This is a genomic window from Blautia sp. JLR.GB0024 (assembly GCF_037000545.1).
In the GTDB taxonomy this organism is placed as follows: domain Bacteria; phylum Bacillota; class Clostridia; order Lachnospirales; family Lachnospiraceae; genus Blautia; species Blautia celeris.
The window spans coordinates 17,906-33,616 of the sequence record NZ_JBANBF010000020.1; the positions used below are offsets into that span (position 1 = coordinate 17,906).

At 47.8% G+C, this 15,711-nt stretch carries 14 protein-coding genes; 1 reads left to right on the forward strand and 13 read right to left on the reverse strand.

Annotated features, from left to right (window positions below; all coding sequences use genetic code 11):
* Window positions 1-18: 18 nt before the first annotated feature.
* From V8Q34_RS24720 to V8Q34_RS24735, 4 genes are all read right to left on the reverse strand, one after another.
* Window positions 19-1,557: a DUF5605 domain-containing protein gene (locus V8Q34_RS24720; RefSeq protein ID WP_335836508.1), complete on the reverse strand. Its 1,539-nt coding sequence runs from the start codon at window positions 1,555-1,557 to the stop codon at window positions 19-21.
* Window positions 1,558-1,588: 31 nt separating this feature from the next.
* Window positions 1,589-2,428, reverse strand: coding sequence for a carbohydrate ABC transporter permease (locus V8Q34_RS24725; protein WP_052099702.1), 840 nt, complete (start codon window positions 2,426-2,428; stop codon window positions 1,589-1,591).
* A 15-nt stretch (window positions 2,429-2,443) separates the two neighbouring features.
* Window positions 2,444-3,325: a carbohydrate ABC transporter permease gene (locus tag V8Q34_RS24730; protein WP_052099703.1), complete on the reverse strand. Its 882-nt coding sequence runs from the start codon at window positions 3,323-3,325 to the stop codon at window positions 2,444-2,446.
* 98 nt (window positions 3,326-3,423) lie between these two features.
* Window positions 3,424-4,722: an ABC transporter substrate-binding protein gene (locus V8Q34_RS24735; protein ID WP_335836509.1), complete on the reverse strand. Its 1,299-nt coding sequence runs from the start codon at window positions 4,720-4,722 to the stop codon at window positions 3,424-3,426.
* Window positions 4,723-5,136: 414 nt separating this feature from the next.
* Here V8Q34_RS24735 and V8Q34_RS24740 point away from each other — a divergent pair, with 414 nt between their 5' ends.
* A complete protein-coding gene (locus tag V8Q34_RS24740) occupies window positions 5,137-5,604 on the forward strand; it encodes a GNAT family N-acetyltransferase (RefSeq protein WP_118593825.1) in 468 nt (155 codons plus the stop codon).
* Here the strand turns inward: V8Q34_RS24740 and V8Q34_RS24745 are convergent.
* From V8Q34_RS24745 to V8Q34_RS24785, 9 genes are all read right to left on the reverse strand, one after another.
* The gene (locus V8Q34_RS24745) at window positions 5,584-5,874 is read right to left on the reverse strand and encodes a hypothetical protein (protein ID WP_244806033.1); all 291 of its coding nucleotides are present in this window, start codon (window positions 5,872-5,874) and stop codon (window positions 5,584-5,586) included. The genes V8Q34_RS24740 and V8Q34_RS24745 overlap by 21 nt on opposite strands.
* A gap of 19 nt (window positions 5,875-5,893) precedes the next feature.
* Window positions 5,894-6,889, reverse strand: a complete 996-nt coding sequence (locus V8Q34_RS24750) for a LacI family DNA-binding transcriptional regulator (RefSeq protein WP_033143572.1) — start codon at window positions 6,887-6,889, stop codon at window positions 5,894-5,896.
* Entirely contained in the window at window positions 6,879-7,910 is a 1,032-nt protein-coding gene (locus V8Q34_RS24755; protein WP_335836510.1) for a LacI family DNA-binding transcriptional regulator, read from the reverse strand. Before V8Q34_RS24755 ends, V8Q34_RS24750 begins: the two co-directional genes overlap by 11 nt.
* A gap of 79 nt (window positions 7,911-7,989) precedes the next feature.
* Window positions 7,990-8,577 carry a CDP-alcohol phosphatidyltransferase family protein gene (locus V8Q34_RS24760; RefSeq protein WP_054350935.1) on the reverse strand — a complete coding sequence of 196 codons (588 nt, stop codon included), beginning with the start codon at window positions 8,575-8,577 and terminating at the stop codon, window positions 7,990-7,992.
* A 126-nt stretch (window positions 8,578-8,703) separates the two neighbouring features.
* A complete protein-coding gene (locus V8Q34_RS24765; RefSeq protein ID WP_244806031.1) occupies window positions 8,704-9,282 on the reverse strand; it encodes a cytidylate kinase-like family protein in 579 nt (192 codons plus the stop codon).
* An 18-nt stretch (window positions 9,283-9,300) separates the two neighbouring features.
* The gene (locus V8Q34_RS24770; protein WP_033143576.1) at window positions 9,301-9,993 is read right to left on the reverse strand and encodes an LrgB family protein; all 693 of its coding nucleotides are present in this window, start codon (window positions 9,991-9,993) and stop codon (window positions 9,301-9,303) included.
* Complete coding sequence (locus tag V8Q34_RS24775; RefSeq protein WP_033143577.1) at window positions 9,974-10,345, reverse strand: CidA/LrgA family protein; 372 nt, start codon at window positions 10,343-10,345, stop codon at window positions 9,974-9,976. Before V8Q34_RS24775 ends, V8Q34_RS24770 begins: the two co-directional genes overlap by 20 nt.
* A gap of 240 nt (window positions 10,346-10,585) precedes the next feature.
* Window positions 10,586-12,613, reverse strand: coding sequence for a beta-galactosidase (locus V8Q34_RS24780; protein ID WP_335836511.1), 2,028 nt, complete (start codon window positions 12,611-12,613; stop codon window positions 10,586-10,588).
* Between the two features lie 62 nt (window positions 12,614-12,675).
* Window positions 12,676-15,702, reverse strand: coding sequence for a glycoside hydrolase family 2 TIM barrel-domain containing protein (locus V8Q34_RS24785; RefSeq protein WP_335836512.1), 3,027 nt, complete (start codon window positions 15,700-15,702; stop codon window positions 12,676-12,678).
* Window positions 15,703-15,711 lie beyond the last annotated feature (9 nt).

The following is a 15,711-nucleotide window of genomic DNA, read 5'->3' on the forward strand; positions in this document are numbered from 1 at the left end:
CTCACCTCCAACGCAATCTTATGCTTTTTTTATCTGCACTGCCATGTACTGTTTTCCCGGCAGCTCAACTCTGAATTTCCCTTTATGGATGCCCCTGTTCTCCACAGTCATATTCCAGGTATCCAGCACGCGGACTTCAAACGCAGTCTCATCGTCAAAGTAAAAATCCCGGAAGGATGGGCGCATGAAGCTGTAATAAAACAGATAATACTCTTTTACAGCCTTGATCTGGGATGTACTCTCCTCAGGTACGGCACACACTTCATCCCAGCCGCATTTTTCATAGGGCATAAGTCCAATGCCCGGCGTCTCCTTCATGATATCCAGAAGAAATCCGAAACGCTTGTGGCTCTCCCCGTGAAGCTCCCCGCCGTGCGACCACCAGAGGATATCCTGGGGATGCATATATGTCTCTCCGTGTCCCGGATACCCGCCCCGCACAGCGGCCTCCCAGAATCTGCGCAGCATCTCCTCTCCGCTTATATTGCCCCAGCCGTGCTGGATATTTCCCTCATAGGCGATCTCATCCAGTACAACAGGTTTTTTGTACTTCTCCCGCCATTCATTCACCAGCTCTGAAGATTTGTACAAATCCTGCCTCTGGATGCTGCAGTGCGTGATCCATGGGCGGTTATGGTCGTAGAAATTTCTGCAGTTGTGAATGGAGCGCAGATGTTTGTATGGGTCTTTTTCGCAGATGATTTTTGCGTAACGCTCCCAGTCTTCCACATTTTTTTCCTCAAACAGGTCAAATTCATTTGCCAGAGACCACCAGATATTTCTGTAGGCTGCGAACCGGGCGATCACATACTTCCAGTAAAGGTCATCCTCCTCAGGCTTCATACAGGAAAATCCCCAGCGGTCATAAGGATGCATGACGATCAGATCCGCCTCAATACCTAAGTCTCTGAGAGCCTCAATGCATTTCTCAATATGTCTGAAATGTTCCGTGTTGAATCTGGTAAAATCCCAGTTATTCCCCTCACTTCTTCCTGTGTATTCCTGGAAGTTCTCCTTTGTGAGCACACTGGAATCCATAGGTGTTCCCTGGTAAGGATAGGAGCGCGGTTCCCCCAGGTTATAGTCATAATGTTTCGGGAAAACGCAGAAACGTATCTTATTAAAAGCGCTCGCCTTTAATGTTTTAAGTGTCTTCCCAATCAGTTCGTCGGACTGCAGGTCCCACACATAGCAGGTCGTTCCCACAGAGTAATAGGGTGTGCCGTCCTCGTACGCAAAATGGTATGTATTCGCCACTCTCACAGGACCGTGATTGTCCTGTCCGGGAGCTGTCGCTGTAAAACTTCCCTCCAGGTCAGAGTCTAAGAATCCCGCGTGGATCCTGAAGGTATATTCCTCCTCAAAAGAGGGCATAAACCGCAATTTATAGATGCCTTCCCCGTCGTAAAAGCCGTCGGCTTCTGTGCACTCATTTTTGCTCTCAAAGGTTCCTGTCACTTCATAGTCCGTGAATGGATTTCCCGTTGCAGGACCCTGGAACTCCACCTCAAAGACATCCCATTTCTCCACCTGCTTTTTATATTTCATTGTCTCCATACTCTACCTCCAAGTCTTTTTCTTTAAACGGTCAGGCTTTTACAGCACCGGCCATACCTTCCACGAAATGTCTCTGGAAAATCAGATACACGATCAGCACCGGAATAACGGAGATCAGCACACCCGCGCACAGATAGCCGTAATCTGTTCCATGCTCGCCCACGAAGGTCATGATACCTACCGGAACGGTTTTCTTCATATTATCATTGATAATAACGCTTGCCAGCAGATACTCATTCCATGTGGACAAAAAGTCTGTGATGATCAGTGTTGCCACAGCAGGCTTTGCCACCGGGAAGATAATTTTATAAAACAACTGCCATTTGTTGCATCCGTCAATGTATGCCGCCTCGTCAAGCTCCCTGGGGACACCGTTGAAAAAGCCCCGCAGGATAAGAATACCAAAGGAGATACCGAAACCCACATATACATAGAACAGTCCAAAGTAAGAGTTCAGCAGGCCCAGTTTGCTGTAGATCACATTGATCGGTACCAGGGCTGTCTGCATGGGAAGCATCATTCCAATGAGAAAGAAGATAAAAGTTCCCGTTTTATGCCTGATTTCCAGTCTGGTCAGGGCAAAAGCTGCCAGTGCCTCAATGAAAATTCCCAGAGGCACTTTTAAACAGGATACAATCAGGTCGTTTTTCATATAAGTGAACAGCCGGCCTTTTGTAATGGCATTGACAAAGTTGTCCCAGGCAACGTGTGCCGGCATACTGAACAATCCCGCGCCGCTGTAGAAATCAGATTTACTCTTGATCGCAGTTGCCACCAGTGTGAACATGGGTACCACCCAGATAAGCGCCAGGATGATCAGAACAAGATATAATACTGCTTTTTTTGTGATTTTCTTTGTTTTTCCTTCCACGATAATCCCTCCCCGCTAATCTTCTTTTGCTGTAAAGGATACATAAGGAATGATAACGATCATCATCATCAGTACCATAATACAGGCAACTGCTGTTCCGTATCCCACGTTGTTGTACTGGAACACCTGTGAATACATATAGGTGGAAAGCATCTGGGTGGCATTGTTTGGACCGCCGCCGGTAAGCCCCTGCACCACATCGTAAACCTTCATGGCTGCAACGATCAGTGTTGCAATAACAATGACAAAGGTATCCTTAAGGAGCGGTACTTTGATCAGGAAAAACTGCTCAATTCCGTTGGCACCGTCAATGGTCGCCGCCTCCAGAACATCCGGTGAGATAGCCTGCAGACCTGCCAGAAACAGGATCATGGGCTGTCCGATCGCCTGCCACAGAGCTGCCGCGAATACGGCATAGAGACTGACATTGGGGTCCGATATCCATCCCTGGGTAAAATTGATCCCCAGTGCTTTGAAAAATTCATTGATAAATCCAATGTTGGGGTTGTAGATCCATCTCCAGATAATAGCCACCGCAATGGGTGCGATGACACATGGGAAATAGAAAAAGCCTCTGAAGAAGGTACGTCCTCTAAACTGCTTGCTCAGTATCACTGCAAAGAGCAGTGCAATGGTCATGGTCACAAATATAGTCAAAACAATCCAGATCAGGTTGTTGATAATTGCCGTATGAAAGATTTTATCGCCTTTAAAAAGATTTATGTAATTAGATAAGCCAACAAACTGTTTCTCGCCGATACCGTTCCATTTGAACAGGCTGATAAAGAAGGAATAGCACACAGGTGCCACGATCACGGATAAATAGATGACCGCCGCCGGGAGCAGGAAGAAATACGCGGCTTTGTCCGTCCTGGTATAATTTTTCTTTTTTTTCATGGTTTCACTCCAATCTGTTTGGTCAGTGCAGTGGTTTTCAAAAAACGGAGGAGTGGCCTTCACCCCTCCGCATTCTTATATTACATGTCTTTTCTCTGTTATTTGTTATTGTAAGCCTCAATTGCCTCCTGAATGCTCTTCGCTCCGTCTTCCGGTGTCATCTGACCATTGGCAATGGCATCCTGCGCATCGAACAGTACATCCGCAACCTCTGTGGGGAATGCCTGGTCTGTGATGGTGAAGATGCCGTTTTTCTCAGATGTCTCTAACAGTACAGGTACGTTCGGCTGTCCTTCCGGCATTTCTGCGCCTACTACCGGCAGCGGAAGGTTGTAATACTCCGCATATTTTACTGTGTTTTCTTCATTATAATAGTAATCTGTAAAACGCATGCAGGCATCCAGCTCTTCCTCTGTATTGTCCACATTGAACTGTGTCATCTCTGCAAATGCTGACATTCTGTTTGTCTCACCACTTGGGAATGCAAAGACACCGTACTGGTCCATATCAAGACCTTCCTGTATGATCTTGCCATCCTGCCACTGTCCCTGGATATCCATTGCGCACTGTCCGTTTGCCATACCGATCAGAGTGTCATTAGGGTCCTGGGTCAGGAATCCGTCCGGGAAATAGCCTTTCTCACAGAACTCCTGGTATTTTGCAAGAGCCTGTACCACTGCGTCGTTGTCATAGCTCTCATCAAATGTGTTCATCTTGTCATGGAGTTCAGAACCTGCATAGTGTTCAATGAGCAGTTCCACAAAACGCATGGTGTGCCAGCCGTTGAGACCCGCTGTGGATATGGGAGTGATGCCGTTTTCCTTTAATTTTGCACAGGCTGCCTCAAACTCCTCGAAAGTAGTGGGTACTGCTATGCCGTTCTCCTCAAAGATATCTTTTCTGTAATAAACCCCCAGAACATTGTAGCTTGTAGGATAGCCGGAAAGTTTTCCGTCTAATGTACAAAGGTCCATGGATGTCTGTGTAAATTTTTCATCCCATTTGTTTTCTTTTGCATAATCTGTCAGGTCATATGTAAGGCCGTTCTCTGCATAGAAGCCTCCCAGGCTTCCGCCCCAGTTGAACCACATATTCGGAAGGGTTTTTGAAGAGGCGGCAACTTTGCAGGCATCCTTGATTCCGTCTGTATCATAATAGGAAACGGTTACATGGACATCTTCATTTTGTTTGTTGAACTCCTCCACAATGGGATCCACTGCATTCTGCCTTGTGTTCAGTGTCCAGAAGGTAACTTCCGTAGCTCCACTCTTGGCGCCTTCCCCTTGGGTACTGCTTTCTTTTGTCTCGGAACCGCCGTCGCTTCCGCATCCTGAAAGTGCCATAGAGATCACCATTGCTGATGCCATTGTCAATGCCATTACTTTTTTAATTTTCATTTTGAATCCTCCCTGAAATTTTAAACACATTGTTTAAATCATTTTTGCTTTCATTTAAATATCGACGTCGTTTATTTAAATTTTCTTGCTCTTTATTTAAATTCATTTTAGCATTTGTTTATATATTTTTCAAGTGTGTTTTTGCTTTTTGCTCATTTTCATAATATTTACATTCTTTTTTTATATATATTGCACATAAAGTTGTCATTTAAATCTATATCCTCACCTGCATTTTAGTGTTTAGATAAAGTTTTATATAAATTTTTATATAAAAAAATTAGGATATATTTTATATAAAACTAAAATTATTTTGTTTTCATACCGAACCTTAACAAAAAAGAAAACTGCACTGCTATACTTCTGACCTGGGATATTGTATAATGAGGCAAATTAGACTTTAGTGGGGTAATATTTATGGAACTTATTTTAAAAAGGGCAACTTGCGAAGACGCAGAACTTATTTGGAAAATGCAGATTGAAGCGTTTTCTGACTTATACGAAAAATATCAGGACACTGATACCAGTCCTGCAACTGAACCACTTGAAAAAATTTTATCTCGCCTCCGGCAATGCTTTACCTATTATTACATAATAGAAGTTGATAAAAATATCGTCGGGGCATTACGTGTCGTGGACAAAAAGGAAAAAGGAAGTGCGAAACGTATCTCGCCTATATTTATTTTGAAAAAATATAGAAATATGGGAATTGCGCAGGCGGCAATTATCGAAGCGGAACGCATACACGGCAATGATAATTGGGAATTAGATACAATTTTATCGGAAAAAGGAAATTGCTATTTGTATGAAAAAATGGGATTCAAAAGCACTGGGAAAACCGAAAAGGTAAATGACAAAATGACTTTAGTTTTTTATCAAAAATGATAAAATATAATCCAGTATCATTCCTGTATCAAACAGGGGATTCAGCGTAAAATGCATTAAGGATACGGTAATCCACAGTCTGGTCGCAGGCGTTGACGGAATGCCGAAATGAAAATCCTGGATCTGGGAACCGGCTCCGGATTTTGATACTGTTATGAGCCGGTTTCCCAAAGACGTGACAGACGGATATTCCCTGGAAATCCGGAATGATGAAATCTGGATCACTGAGAAGGTCACAATCTGCTGTTTCAAAAACAAACCGAAAATCAAGATACTTCTGCCTTCCCGCCTACCCCTTTACACTGTTGCCCTCCGCCATTTTTTCATTCACCAGCACCATCCGCCCAAAGCCGTCATCCGGGCGGTTCATAAGTTCCAAAAGGAGCTCAGCCATAAGTACACTCCTCTTTTTATGAGGTACTTCAAAGTGGGTCAGTTTATAGGGCAGCAGTACCGTGTCGGGAATGGCGTCAATTCCCAGAAGAGATATCTGATCCGGCACGGATATGCCCAGCTTCATAAGGGACTGGGCCGTCCCCACGGAAACCAGAAAGTTTTCCAGAAACACCGCGTCCGGCAGCACATCACAGCGGGTAAAGTATTCCTCTGCCCTCCGCTCTATCTCCTCCCTCTCGTTCCCTGTCTCCCAAAAGCTGCCTGAAATCTCAGGATTTCTGTTGAGATACTCCAAAAAAGCCTCTCTTCTTGCCCTGAAATTATAGATGGCCTCCGCGTTCTGAAAATATACTATCCTTCTGCAGCCATGGGCTTTCAGATATTCCATCCCCTGAAAGACAGCCTGACGGTTGTTAAAGTTCACCATATTCCAGCCGGCCTCCCCGGATCCGCAGTCACTCATGACAAGGGGAACCCTGCACAGGGAGATCAGTTCATAATCCTTCTCACCGAATTCATCCGCCCGCAGCAGTATGCCCCTGGTCCCGTCCGTATTGCTTTTCAGCAGCGCCTCCTTCAGTTCCTCATAGCCGTAAGCATACACAAGCCTGACCTCCAGCTTGTCCCTCTGAAGGCGCTCCACGCTCTCCACATAGGTGATCCTGAAGAACGACCCCATCCCCCCTGACAGTACACGGGGAGAATTTTCAAAGATGATCAGTTTCACAAAGGTTCCTTTCGTCACATCTTTTCCCTGCTGGCCGCTGATATATTCCAGTATCCGCTTCCTTGTCTCCTCATTTACCCCCGGTTTGCCGTTGATGGCAAGGGATACCGTGGCGGTGGACACACCCAGGGCCTCTGCCACCTCTTTTGATTTAACCTTCATCGCCGTCACCGCCGTTTCTGTCCTTCAGATCCCTGACACTGTCGCGCTCCACAAAGATTGTGCATACCTGGGTCTTGGTCTTGATCTTATCGGTACCGTTTATCACTTCCAGAATCCTTCTGACCGCCACACGCCCCATCTCCTGCTTCGGAACCCGCAGAGTCGTAAGCGGAGGATTGGCGATCTCACAGAACGGCAGATCATCAAATCCCACCACAGAGATATCTTCCGGCACCTGATACCCCTTTTCCTGCAGCGCCCGGATTGCCCCCAGAGCCACCATATCATTATCCGCGAAATAGGCTGTGGGAAGCTCAGGCCCGGTCTTCAGATATGCCTTCATATCCTCATAAGCGCCATTGATAGTGGTGGACAGCGTAACAGTATATCTCTTCTCCGGAACCAGCCCCGCTTTATTGAGGGCAGTCGCATACCCGACGGCTCTGGAGCGGAATGCTTTGATCCTGAATTCCCCTCTCAGATAACCAATCCTTCTATGCCCCTTTTGCAGCAGATATTCTGTTGCCATACGGGCAGAATCCGCGTTGTTGATCAGAACGCCGTTAAAGCTCATGTCCCAGCTCCAGTAGTCCAGCATGAGAAAGGGGCAGGACGCATTCTTATAGAGAGCCACATCCTCCTCCATCAGCTCTGTTCCCAGCATGATCACCGCGGAAGAATTGTCATGTATCAGCCAGTTCACCTGTTCCTCGTAGTCCTCGTCCTCATAATTCAGGCGGCACAGCACCCTCTCCATCCCCGATGCCCGGCACTCTTTCTCGATTCCGTCAATCAGAAGTGAAAAAAAAGGCGTATCGTCTATGATCAAACCATTTCTCTTGAAGATAACGAATTTGATTTTCCCGATACGCGATTCACTGATATACCCCATCTCTTTCGCCACACGGAAAATCTCGGCTGCCGTATCTGCATTGACCCCTTTTTTGTGGTTCAGTGCATTGGAAACCGTAGCAGGCGAGAATCCTGTGCGCTCACTGATATCTTTTATACTTACTTTCATATTCCGACCTATCCCTTTATCCAGACTTTTTGCATATAAAATTTACATATAAATATTTTATCAAAAAGTTTAAATATTTTCAATAAGCCTGTCCTTTTTCTTTCCACATCTTCACAAACACCGGCACATACAGCACCCAGGTCACAGCCATGAGCACGCCGCAGCACACAATCAGGGCATTTACCAGGGATAAGGGCAGCCGCAGGAAGAAAAACAGCACAAACATCACCACATAAGAAAACGCAGTACAGACCTTCCCATACCATTTTGCCCCATCCAGCTTTCTGCCCCGGTAATGTGACAGCAAAAGCCCCATGATTCCCATGAAGCCCTCTTTCAATATAAACAGCCCCACCAGCCAGCGCATATTTTCATACCGGAAAGCCAGACATAGGATCATAGCACCCAAAGTCAGCTTATCCGCCACCGGGTCCAGGGCTTTCCCCAGCTCTGTGATCATATGAAAATGCCTCGCCACTTTGCCGTCCAGCATATCCGTGATCCCGGAAATCCCCACCAGCACAGCGGCAATATAATACTCCCTCACCGACTCCGCATGATAATACAAAAGGACATAGACCGGGATCAAAAGAATCCGGAAATACCCCATGATGTTCGGAATGGAAAAAATCTCTTTCCTGGTCAATGGTTTTTCAAAAAATGCCATACAAATCCTCCGCCGGGCGCAGGCCGTAAAACGCATCCTGCACAACCCGGAAATCCTTAAACTTCTTAAGCACCTTACTGCTTATAATGATAATCATAATGGACGGAAATATCAACCCCAAAGGCCTTAAAACAGCCCCCTGATCTTAAGATAATCAAATATCACCTCTGCACACTTATCCGCCCCCAGAACACTGCTGTCAAGACACAGCTCATAGGCATCCGCCCTTCCCCATTCTCTGTGGGTATAATACCTGTGGAAAGATGCCCGCTCCTCATCCACTCTGTCTATTTTCTTTTTGGCACCGTGTGCGGAAAGCCCTTCTGTCTCCGTCACATATTGAACCCTCTTTTCCATATCCCCGTGTATAAAAATGCTTACGGCATCCTGTTTTTTCCGGAAGATCTCATTTCCGCACCGGCCAATGAGTACACAGGGACCATTGCCGCACAATTCCCGGATACGGGCAAAGGGTATCCTTCCCACTTCTCCCTCCTCATTGTTCATGGCAATGGCATACAAAAGGCTGTCTACAGGCTGTTCCTCATAAAATTCCCTTACTTCCTCATAATCTCTTCCCCTGGCGATCCTGGCAAGCTCTTCTTTGTCATAAAAGGCACAGCCCAGGCGCTGCGCAAGCATCTTCCCCACTGCCCTCCCCTGGCTTCCGTACTGTCTTCCTATGGTAATGATTCCTTTTTCCATCTCAACCGCTCCCTTCCGCTACATAAACCCTGCAAACACTGAGGCACCGATCACAGTCAACAGACCTGCTACCGCGATTGCCAGACTGCTCATGGCGCCCTCCACCGGACCAAGCTCCATAGCTTTTGCCGTTCCGATGGCATGGGACGCGGCCCCCAGGGACAGTCCTTTTGCCACAGGCTCCTGAATACGGAAAATCTTAAATATCACTTCTCCTATCATGTTGCCCAATATCCCGGTAATAATGATAACTGCCACGGTAATTGTGACAATTCCGCCCAATTCCTCAGACACACCCATACCGATCGCTGTTGTAATGGACTTTGGAAGCAGCGTCACATACTGGGCATGGTTCAGGCCGAAAAGCTTTGCCAGAAGAAATACACTGACAAGGCTGGCAAGCACGCCGGAAATCAGCCCTGCTGCCACAGCCTTCAGATTTTTCTTCAACAGCCCCATCTGTTCATACAAAGGCACTGCAAGGCATACCGTTGCCGGTGTCAGAAGGTAGCTGATATACCTGCCGCCTTCATAATAACTGTCATAATCAATATGCCCCACTGCCAGCACACCCATCACACAGATAACACCTATAAGCAGTGGGTTAAAGACTGCCATTTTAAATTTTCTCTTGAGAAGCAGCCCCGCTTCATACCCAAGCAGGCTTAAAACAGCTCCCCAGAAAACAGAATCACTCAGAAATGCTTTCATTTTTCTTTTTCCCCTTCCGTATAATCCCCTGGGTCACAAGTCCTGTCACTGCCATGACGAAAACCGTGGTGACCGCAGTTATAACTGCAACCGGAACGAAGACAGGTTTCAGCACGCCCCATGAATTCAGCAGCCCCGCGGCAGCGGGTATGAACATCACAGGCATGATCTCAATCAAAAAACCCGCCGTTTCCCTCACCTGACGCGTCTTCAGAATCCCTGTCTGAAGCGCGGCCAGCATCAGAACAAGACCATAGACACTGGCAGGCACGGGAAGCGGCAGGATAATATGAAGCCCTTCTCCCAGAAATGAAAAAAGTAAAATAATACAGAATTGTCTCAAATACTTCATAGCTCCTCCTTCTGTCTTTTCAACGTTGTCAATATACCTTAAAAATTATACCCCCTCAGAAAGAAAAGTCAATGTATACCTGGAAATTCCTTAACAACCACTGTCGGATGCAGCCCCTGCAAAAATCTGTCCATCCCCTTTTCTCCATGAAAAATGCAGGCAAAGAGTCCGTAAGACTTCTTTGTCTGCATTTATATCCTCTTAACTGTTATTCAGTATCTCAGCTCATACGGTTCCTGTCTATTTTCTTTTTTTGAGAACCACCATGTCAAAGCCCTTCACCGTACCGTCATATTCCCCATACCAGACTGAAAACGGCTCTTTGGGCAGGCGCACCTCTGTGCTTTCCCGGTTGAAGTTCTGTACGATCAGGTAGAGCGCATCCTCTGTCTCCCTGGATGTCACTTCGATTCCGGCGGGAATATGATGAATGTAGCGTTTGATACCGCATTCTTTTACCAGCTTCCTGTATAATTCATCATAGAAGCCCTGCTCAAAATCCGCACACACATAGTAAGCTTTCCCCTCACCGTAAGCGTTGCAGGTAAGTGCCGGCATTCCCGCGTAAAAATCACTGCCAAAGGTCATAAGAACCTCCGCGCCGTCTGTTTTCACCAGGTCACAGAGATGTTCACAGGTGTAGCTCTTTGTCATGCACAGGGTATTTCCTTCCACGGGAACACCGCTGTTGGTCTCTCCGTCATAGAGTCCGTCAATCTCCGTACTGCGCAGACCGCACACGTCCATAAGTCCGTGAGGTGTTCCGCCCAGGAAACAGAGGTCCGTGTCATCCACAATCCCTGACCAGTATGTAAGGATCAGCTTACCGCCTGCTTCCACAAACTTCCTTGCCTTCTCCTCAAACCCGGCCCGGAACATATAAAGCATGGGAGCCGCCGCTATCTTATAACCTTCCAGATCCTGTTCCATGTCAATGACATCCACATCCAGTCCGAGCTTACGGAATGCATAGTAGGATTTCTCCACTGCCTCTTTATAATACAGGTTTTTATTTCTCGGACCTGCCGCGTCCTCCATGGCCCAGCGGTTTTCCCAGTCATAGATGACTGCCGCCCGGGCTATAGTACGGCTGCCCGCCATTTCACCAAGAGCTTCCAGCGCTTCTCCCACTTCTGTGACTTCACCGAACACTCTGGTGTCATCCCCGCCGTAGTGGTCAATGACAGCGCCGTGGAATTTCTCGCTGGAACCACGGCTCTGGCGGAGCTGGAAATACTGCACGCTGTCTGAGCCGTGTGCCACTGCCTGCAGAGACGCTGCCCGCAGCATCCCCGGCTTTTTCAGCTTGCTCACACTCTGCCAGTTGGTGGCTGAAGGACATGATTCCATGAGGAGGAACGGCTTTTTCAGAATGCTCCTCATAATATCATGCTGCATTCCCGTATCCATGGCAGTGTGGGATTCCGGCCCCTTATGCCATGTGGGGTAATTGTCCCATGTGACGATATCCACCACATCCTTGAATTTGTGGTAATTCAGGCCTTCGTAGTTATACATCATATTGATCATGACCGGAAGGTCTGAGCCGCCGTCTTTCACAGCCTGTGCCTCGTGGCGTACAAAATCCACGGTCCGGTCCGTAACAAAACGTTTCCAGTCCAGGTTTAACCCGTGAAGTCCGGATTCCCCTCTCGGGGACGGGCTTTCCACCTGTGAAAAATCATTGTATATATGGCTCCAGAAGGTTGTCGCCCAGGCTTTGTTCAGCGCCTCAATAGTCCCGTATTTTTCCTTCAGCCAACTGCGGAACGCTTCCTGGCAGAGGGGACAGTGGCATTCTCCGCCGTACTCGTTGGACAGATGCCAGCCAATGACACCGGGATGCTTTCCGAATTTTTCGGACAAAGCCATATTCATCCGGCGTACTTTATCTCTGTATACAGGGGAGGTATAGCAGTGGTTATGTCTGCCGCCAAACAGGTTTCTGTGCCTGTCCGCGTCCACCCGCAGGACCTCGGGATATTTGTCTGCCATCCATTTTGGGCGGGCACCGGAAGGAGTAGCCAGGATTGTGGAGATACCGTTTTCCCAGAGACGGTTTATGATATCTTCCATCCAGCCGAAATGGTACTCCCCTTCACGGGGTTCCAGAACTGCCCAGGAGAAAATCCCCAGGGAAACTTCATTGATTTTTGCTTTCTTAAAATACTCGATGTCTTTTTCCAGGATATCCGGGGAATCCAGCCACTGTTCCGGATTGTAGTCCCCGCCGTGAATCATTTTACCGAAATTTACGTCTTTGCCCATATCTGTCCTCCAATGGGCCGGTCTGTGGCAGGCCGGCCCTGTTCTTAAACTATTCTGTAATCTTATACCCCTTTAAAGCTGAATGTAAATTCCATTCTGCCGTCTGTGTTCAGAAGATATTCCGGATGGGTTTTGGAACCCCAGCTGTCATCTCCCGCAACACCCATCTGTTTTGCAGATACCCTGACAACCGTGTAGTGTACTTCCGGAAGCTCAAAGGGATGCATAGCGTTTTCAATCTCATGCGGCGTATAGGGAAGTGCGGAGAATTCCATCTTATCTCCTGTAAAGAGCATTCCCCTGCCCTTTCTGTCTGTGACGCTGGCCCAGCGTACGCCCACCTTATTGCCGCATTCCTGCGGAACCAGGTACTCTGCCATGTTGTCAGCCACTTTATTTTTGTAGATTCCCAGCTTTGCACCGAGGCAGCGGTCCACATAGGTCTCCTCCGGCCCCATGCCGTACCATGCCACATTGTCGTAATCCGCGTCGAACTTGAACATCACGCCGAACTCCGGCATATCGCCCAGTTCCTTTACCGGGTCATAAGACAATGTGGTCTCCACGGTCCCGTCACCGTATACCCTGTAAGCAAGGCTGCACTCTGCGGAAGGAATGGACGGCATATAATATGTGTATGTGATCACAGCACTGTCTTCCAGGACTTCCAGCTTCGGAATGCGGTATCCGCCCTGGGGGTCTTTGTGGTTCAGATACATGCTGGCCAGCTTCCACTGTCCGTAGCGCATGGGCATCAGATTGCCGCAGTCATTGTCTGTAGGTGCCCTCCAGAAGTTCGGTTTCGGTATTGCCTTGATCATCTCCACACCGCCGTACACATAGGACACGAGGCCGCCGTTCAGATAGGAAAAGAGTATACGGAATCCATCTCCGTGAATGCCGATATTATGTACGCTCTTTACGATCTCCATCTTTCCCCTGTGCAGTGCAGCAGGTGCCGGAACCTCATACACACCCTGTCCGAAGGCAACCTCATGCCCTCTCTTGGCCCAGAGTGTATCCTCTCTAAGACGGAAAGATACCGTGACGGCATACTCTCCCGGCAGAGTCTGGACACTGACCGGCAGCTCGTAGACTTCCTCAGAAAGAGGTGCCACATGTGTTTCCAGGCCTGCCTCTCTCAGCAGATGTCCGTCCTTTTCCACCAGAACAACACAGTCAAAGCTGTCTGTATTTACAAACAGATTTTTATTGACCACCCGCACCTTATCCTTCTCCACAACAGCCGTAATGTTCTGGTAATTGAACTTTACTTCCTGCATCTTCGGGGATGGCATGCGGTCTCCGCCGTATGCAATACCGTTGCCGCTGAAATTGTAATCGCAGGGGCGGTCATCAAAATCTCCGCCGTATGCCAGAAATTCTTTTCCGTAACGGTCTTTTTTATAAATGGACTGATCAATATAATCCCAGATAAATCCGCCCTGATACAATGGCTCTGTATCTGTCAGATCTGTGTATTTGTGCATGGCACCACAGGAATTTCCCATGGCATGCGTGTATTCACAACAGATAAACGGTTTGCTCCTGTCTTTCTCCAGAAATGCCTTGATGCTCTCCACAGAAGGATACATCTGGCTTTCCATATCACTGGATCCGTTATATCTGCGGTCCCAGAATACCCCCTCATAGTGCACCAGCCTTGTGGGGTCCTCTTTGCGGTAGAACTCTGACATCTCATAGATGTCTTTGCCGCCGAAGGATTCATTTCCGCAGGACCAGATCAGGATAGCCGTATGGTTTTTGTCCCTCTGATACATGGAATTTACGCGGTCCAGCATCATGCCCAGCCATTCCGGATGGTCACAAGGCACTACCTTGTTCAGATCCGGTTCCTTCTTCTCCGCCTGGGAATCCCAGGAGCCGTGTGATTCCAGATTGTTCTCTGCGATCATATAGAGCCCGTACTCATCACACAGATCATAGATATCTGAACCGTCCGGATAATGGCAGGTACGGATGGCATTGATGTTGTTTCTCTTCATGGTGACAATATCTTTCACCAGCTCTTCTCTCGACACATGACGGCCGCTTACAGAGCTGAATTCATGACGGTTCACGCCCTTGAACACGATTCTTCTGCCGTTCAGCATCATAATATTGTCTTTCATCTCGAATCTGCGGAAGCCTACCCTGTAAGGAATCACTTCCGTCAGAGTACCTGCATTGTCAAACACCTGGAAAAGCAGGTCATAAAGCACCGGTGACTCCGCACTCCAAAGCGCGGGGTTATCCACTTTCATCACCAGTCTTGTGTCACTGCCCAGAGCACTTTCCTCTGTCATCAGCACATTTCCATCCTTTGACAGAGCAATCTTTACGCTGCCCTTTGCTGTGGCCTTGAGCACAATCTCCAGATCTGCCTTTGTAAAGGTGTCATCCAGCAGAGTACGGATCCTCATGTCCTCCACATGTACCTCAGGCACCGCATAGAGATAGACGTCTCTGTAAATACCTGAAAAGCGGAAGAAATCCTGGTCCTCACACCAGCTGCTGCTTGTGAATTTGAAGACCTGGGCTGCCAGTTTATTCTCTCCCTCCTGCAGGTATGGTGTCAGTTCAAACTCGGACGGTGTAAATGTGTCCTCACTGTATCCCACATAACTGCCGTTCAGCCAGACTGCAATGCCGCTCTCGGCACCCTGGAAGGAAATAAACACACGTTTTCCTTTCATGTTCTCAGGTACTTCAAAATATTTCACGTAACTTGCCACAGGATTAAACCGTGTAGGGATCTGACCTGGCTCCAGCTCTTCCCAGCCCTCCCAGGGGTACTGCACATTGGCATACTGAGGACGGTCATATCCCTCCATCTGGATGTGAGCCGGCACATGGATGTCATCCCAGGACCTGCAGCAGTAATCCATGGACTCAAACCCCGGAATTGTGCTGTGGTAATTATTTGCATAGTGGAATTTCCACAGACCATTCAGGCTGTACCTGAAATTCTCCTGCTTCTGCTCCATCTCTTCCATGGAACCATAATATCTGTGGTCCGAATGGGCCGCTGCCCTGTTTTCCTGGAACCAGGCAGGGTCTTTTACTTTCTCGTACTGAAATGCTTTCATTTTTTACCT

Excerpts from the sequence above, each read along its gene's own strand:
- V8Q34_RS24720 (WP_335836508.1), bottom strand. The coding sequence starts at position 1,557 with ATGGAGACAATGAAATATAAAAAGCAGGTGGAGAAATGGGATGTCTTT.
- V8Q34_RS24730 (WP_052099703.1), bottom strand. The coding sequence starts at position 3,325 with ATGAAAAAAAAGAAAAATTATACCAGGACGGACAAAGCCGCGTATTTC.
- V8Q34_RS24735 (WP_335836509.1), bottom strand. The coding sequence starts at position 4,722 with ATGAAAATTAAAAAAGTAATGGCATTGACAATGGCATCAGCAATGGTG.
- V8Q34_RS24740 (WP_118593825.1), top strand. The coding sequence starts at position 5,137 with ATGGAACTTATTTTAAAAAGGGCAACTTGCGAAGACGCAGAACTTATT.
- V8Q34_RS24750 (WP_033143572.1), bottom strand. The coding sequence starts at position 6,889 with ATGAAGGTTAAATCAAAAGAGGTGGCAGAGGCCCTGGGTGTGTCCACC.
- V8Q34_RS24755 (WP_335836510.1), bottom strand. The coding sequence starts at position 7,910 with ATGAAAGTAAGTATAAAAGATATCAGTGAGCGCACAGGATTCTCGCCT.
- V8Q34_RS24760 (WP_054350935.1), bottom strand. The coding sequence starts at position 8,577 with ATGGCATTTTTTGAAAAACCATTGACCAGGAAAGAGATTTTTTCCATT.
- V8Q34_RS24765 (WP_244806031.1), bottom strand. The coding sequence starts at position 9,282 with ATGGAAAAAGGAATCATTACCATAGGAAGACAGTACGGAAGCCAGGGG.
- V8Q34_RS24770 (WP_033143576.1), bottom strand. The coding sequence starts at position 9,993 with ATGAAAGCATTTCTGAGTGATTCTGTTTTCTGGGGAGCTGTTTTAAGC.
- V8Q34_RS24775 (WP_033143577.1), bottom strand. The coding sequence starts at position 10,345 with ATGAAGTATTTGAGACAATTCTGTATTATTTTACTTTTTTCATTTCTG.
- V8Q34_RS24780 (WP_335836511.1), bottom strand. The coding sequence starts at position 12,613 with ATGGGCAAAGACGTAAATTTCGGTAAAATGATTCACGGCGGGGACTAC.
- V8Q34_RS24785 (WP_335836512.1), bottom strand. The coding sequence starts at position 15,702 with ATGAAAGCATTTCAGTACGAGAAAGTAAAAGACCCTGCCTGGTTCCAG.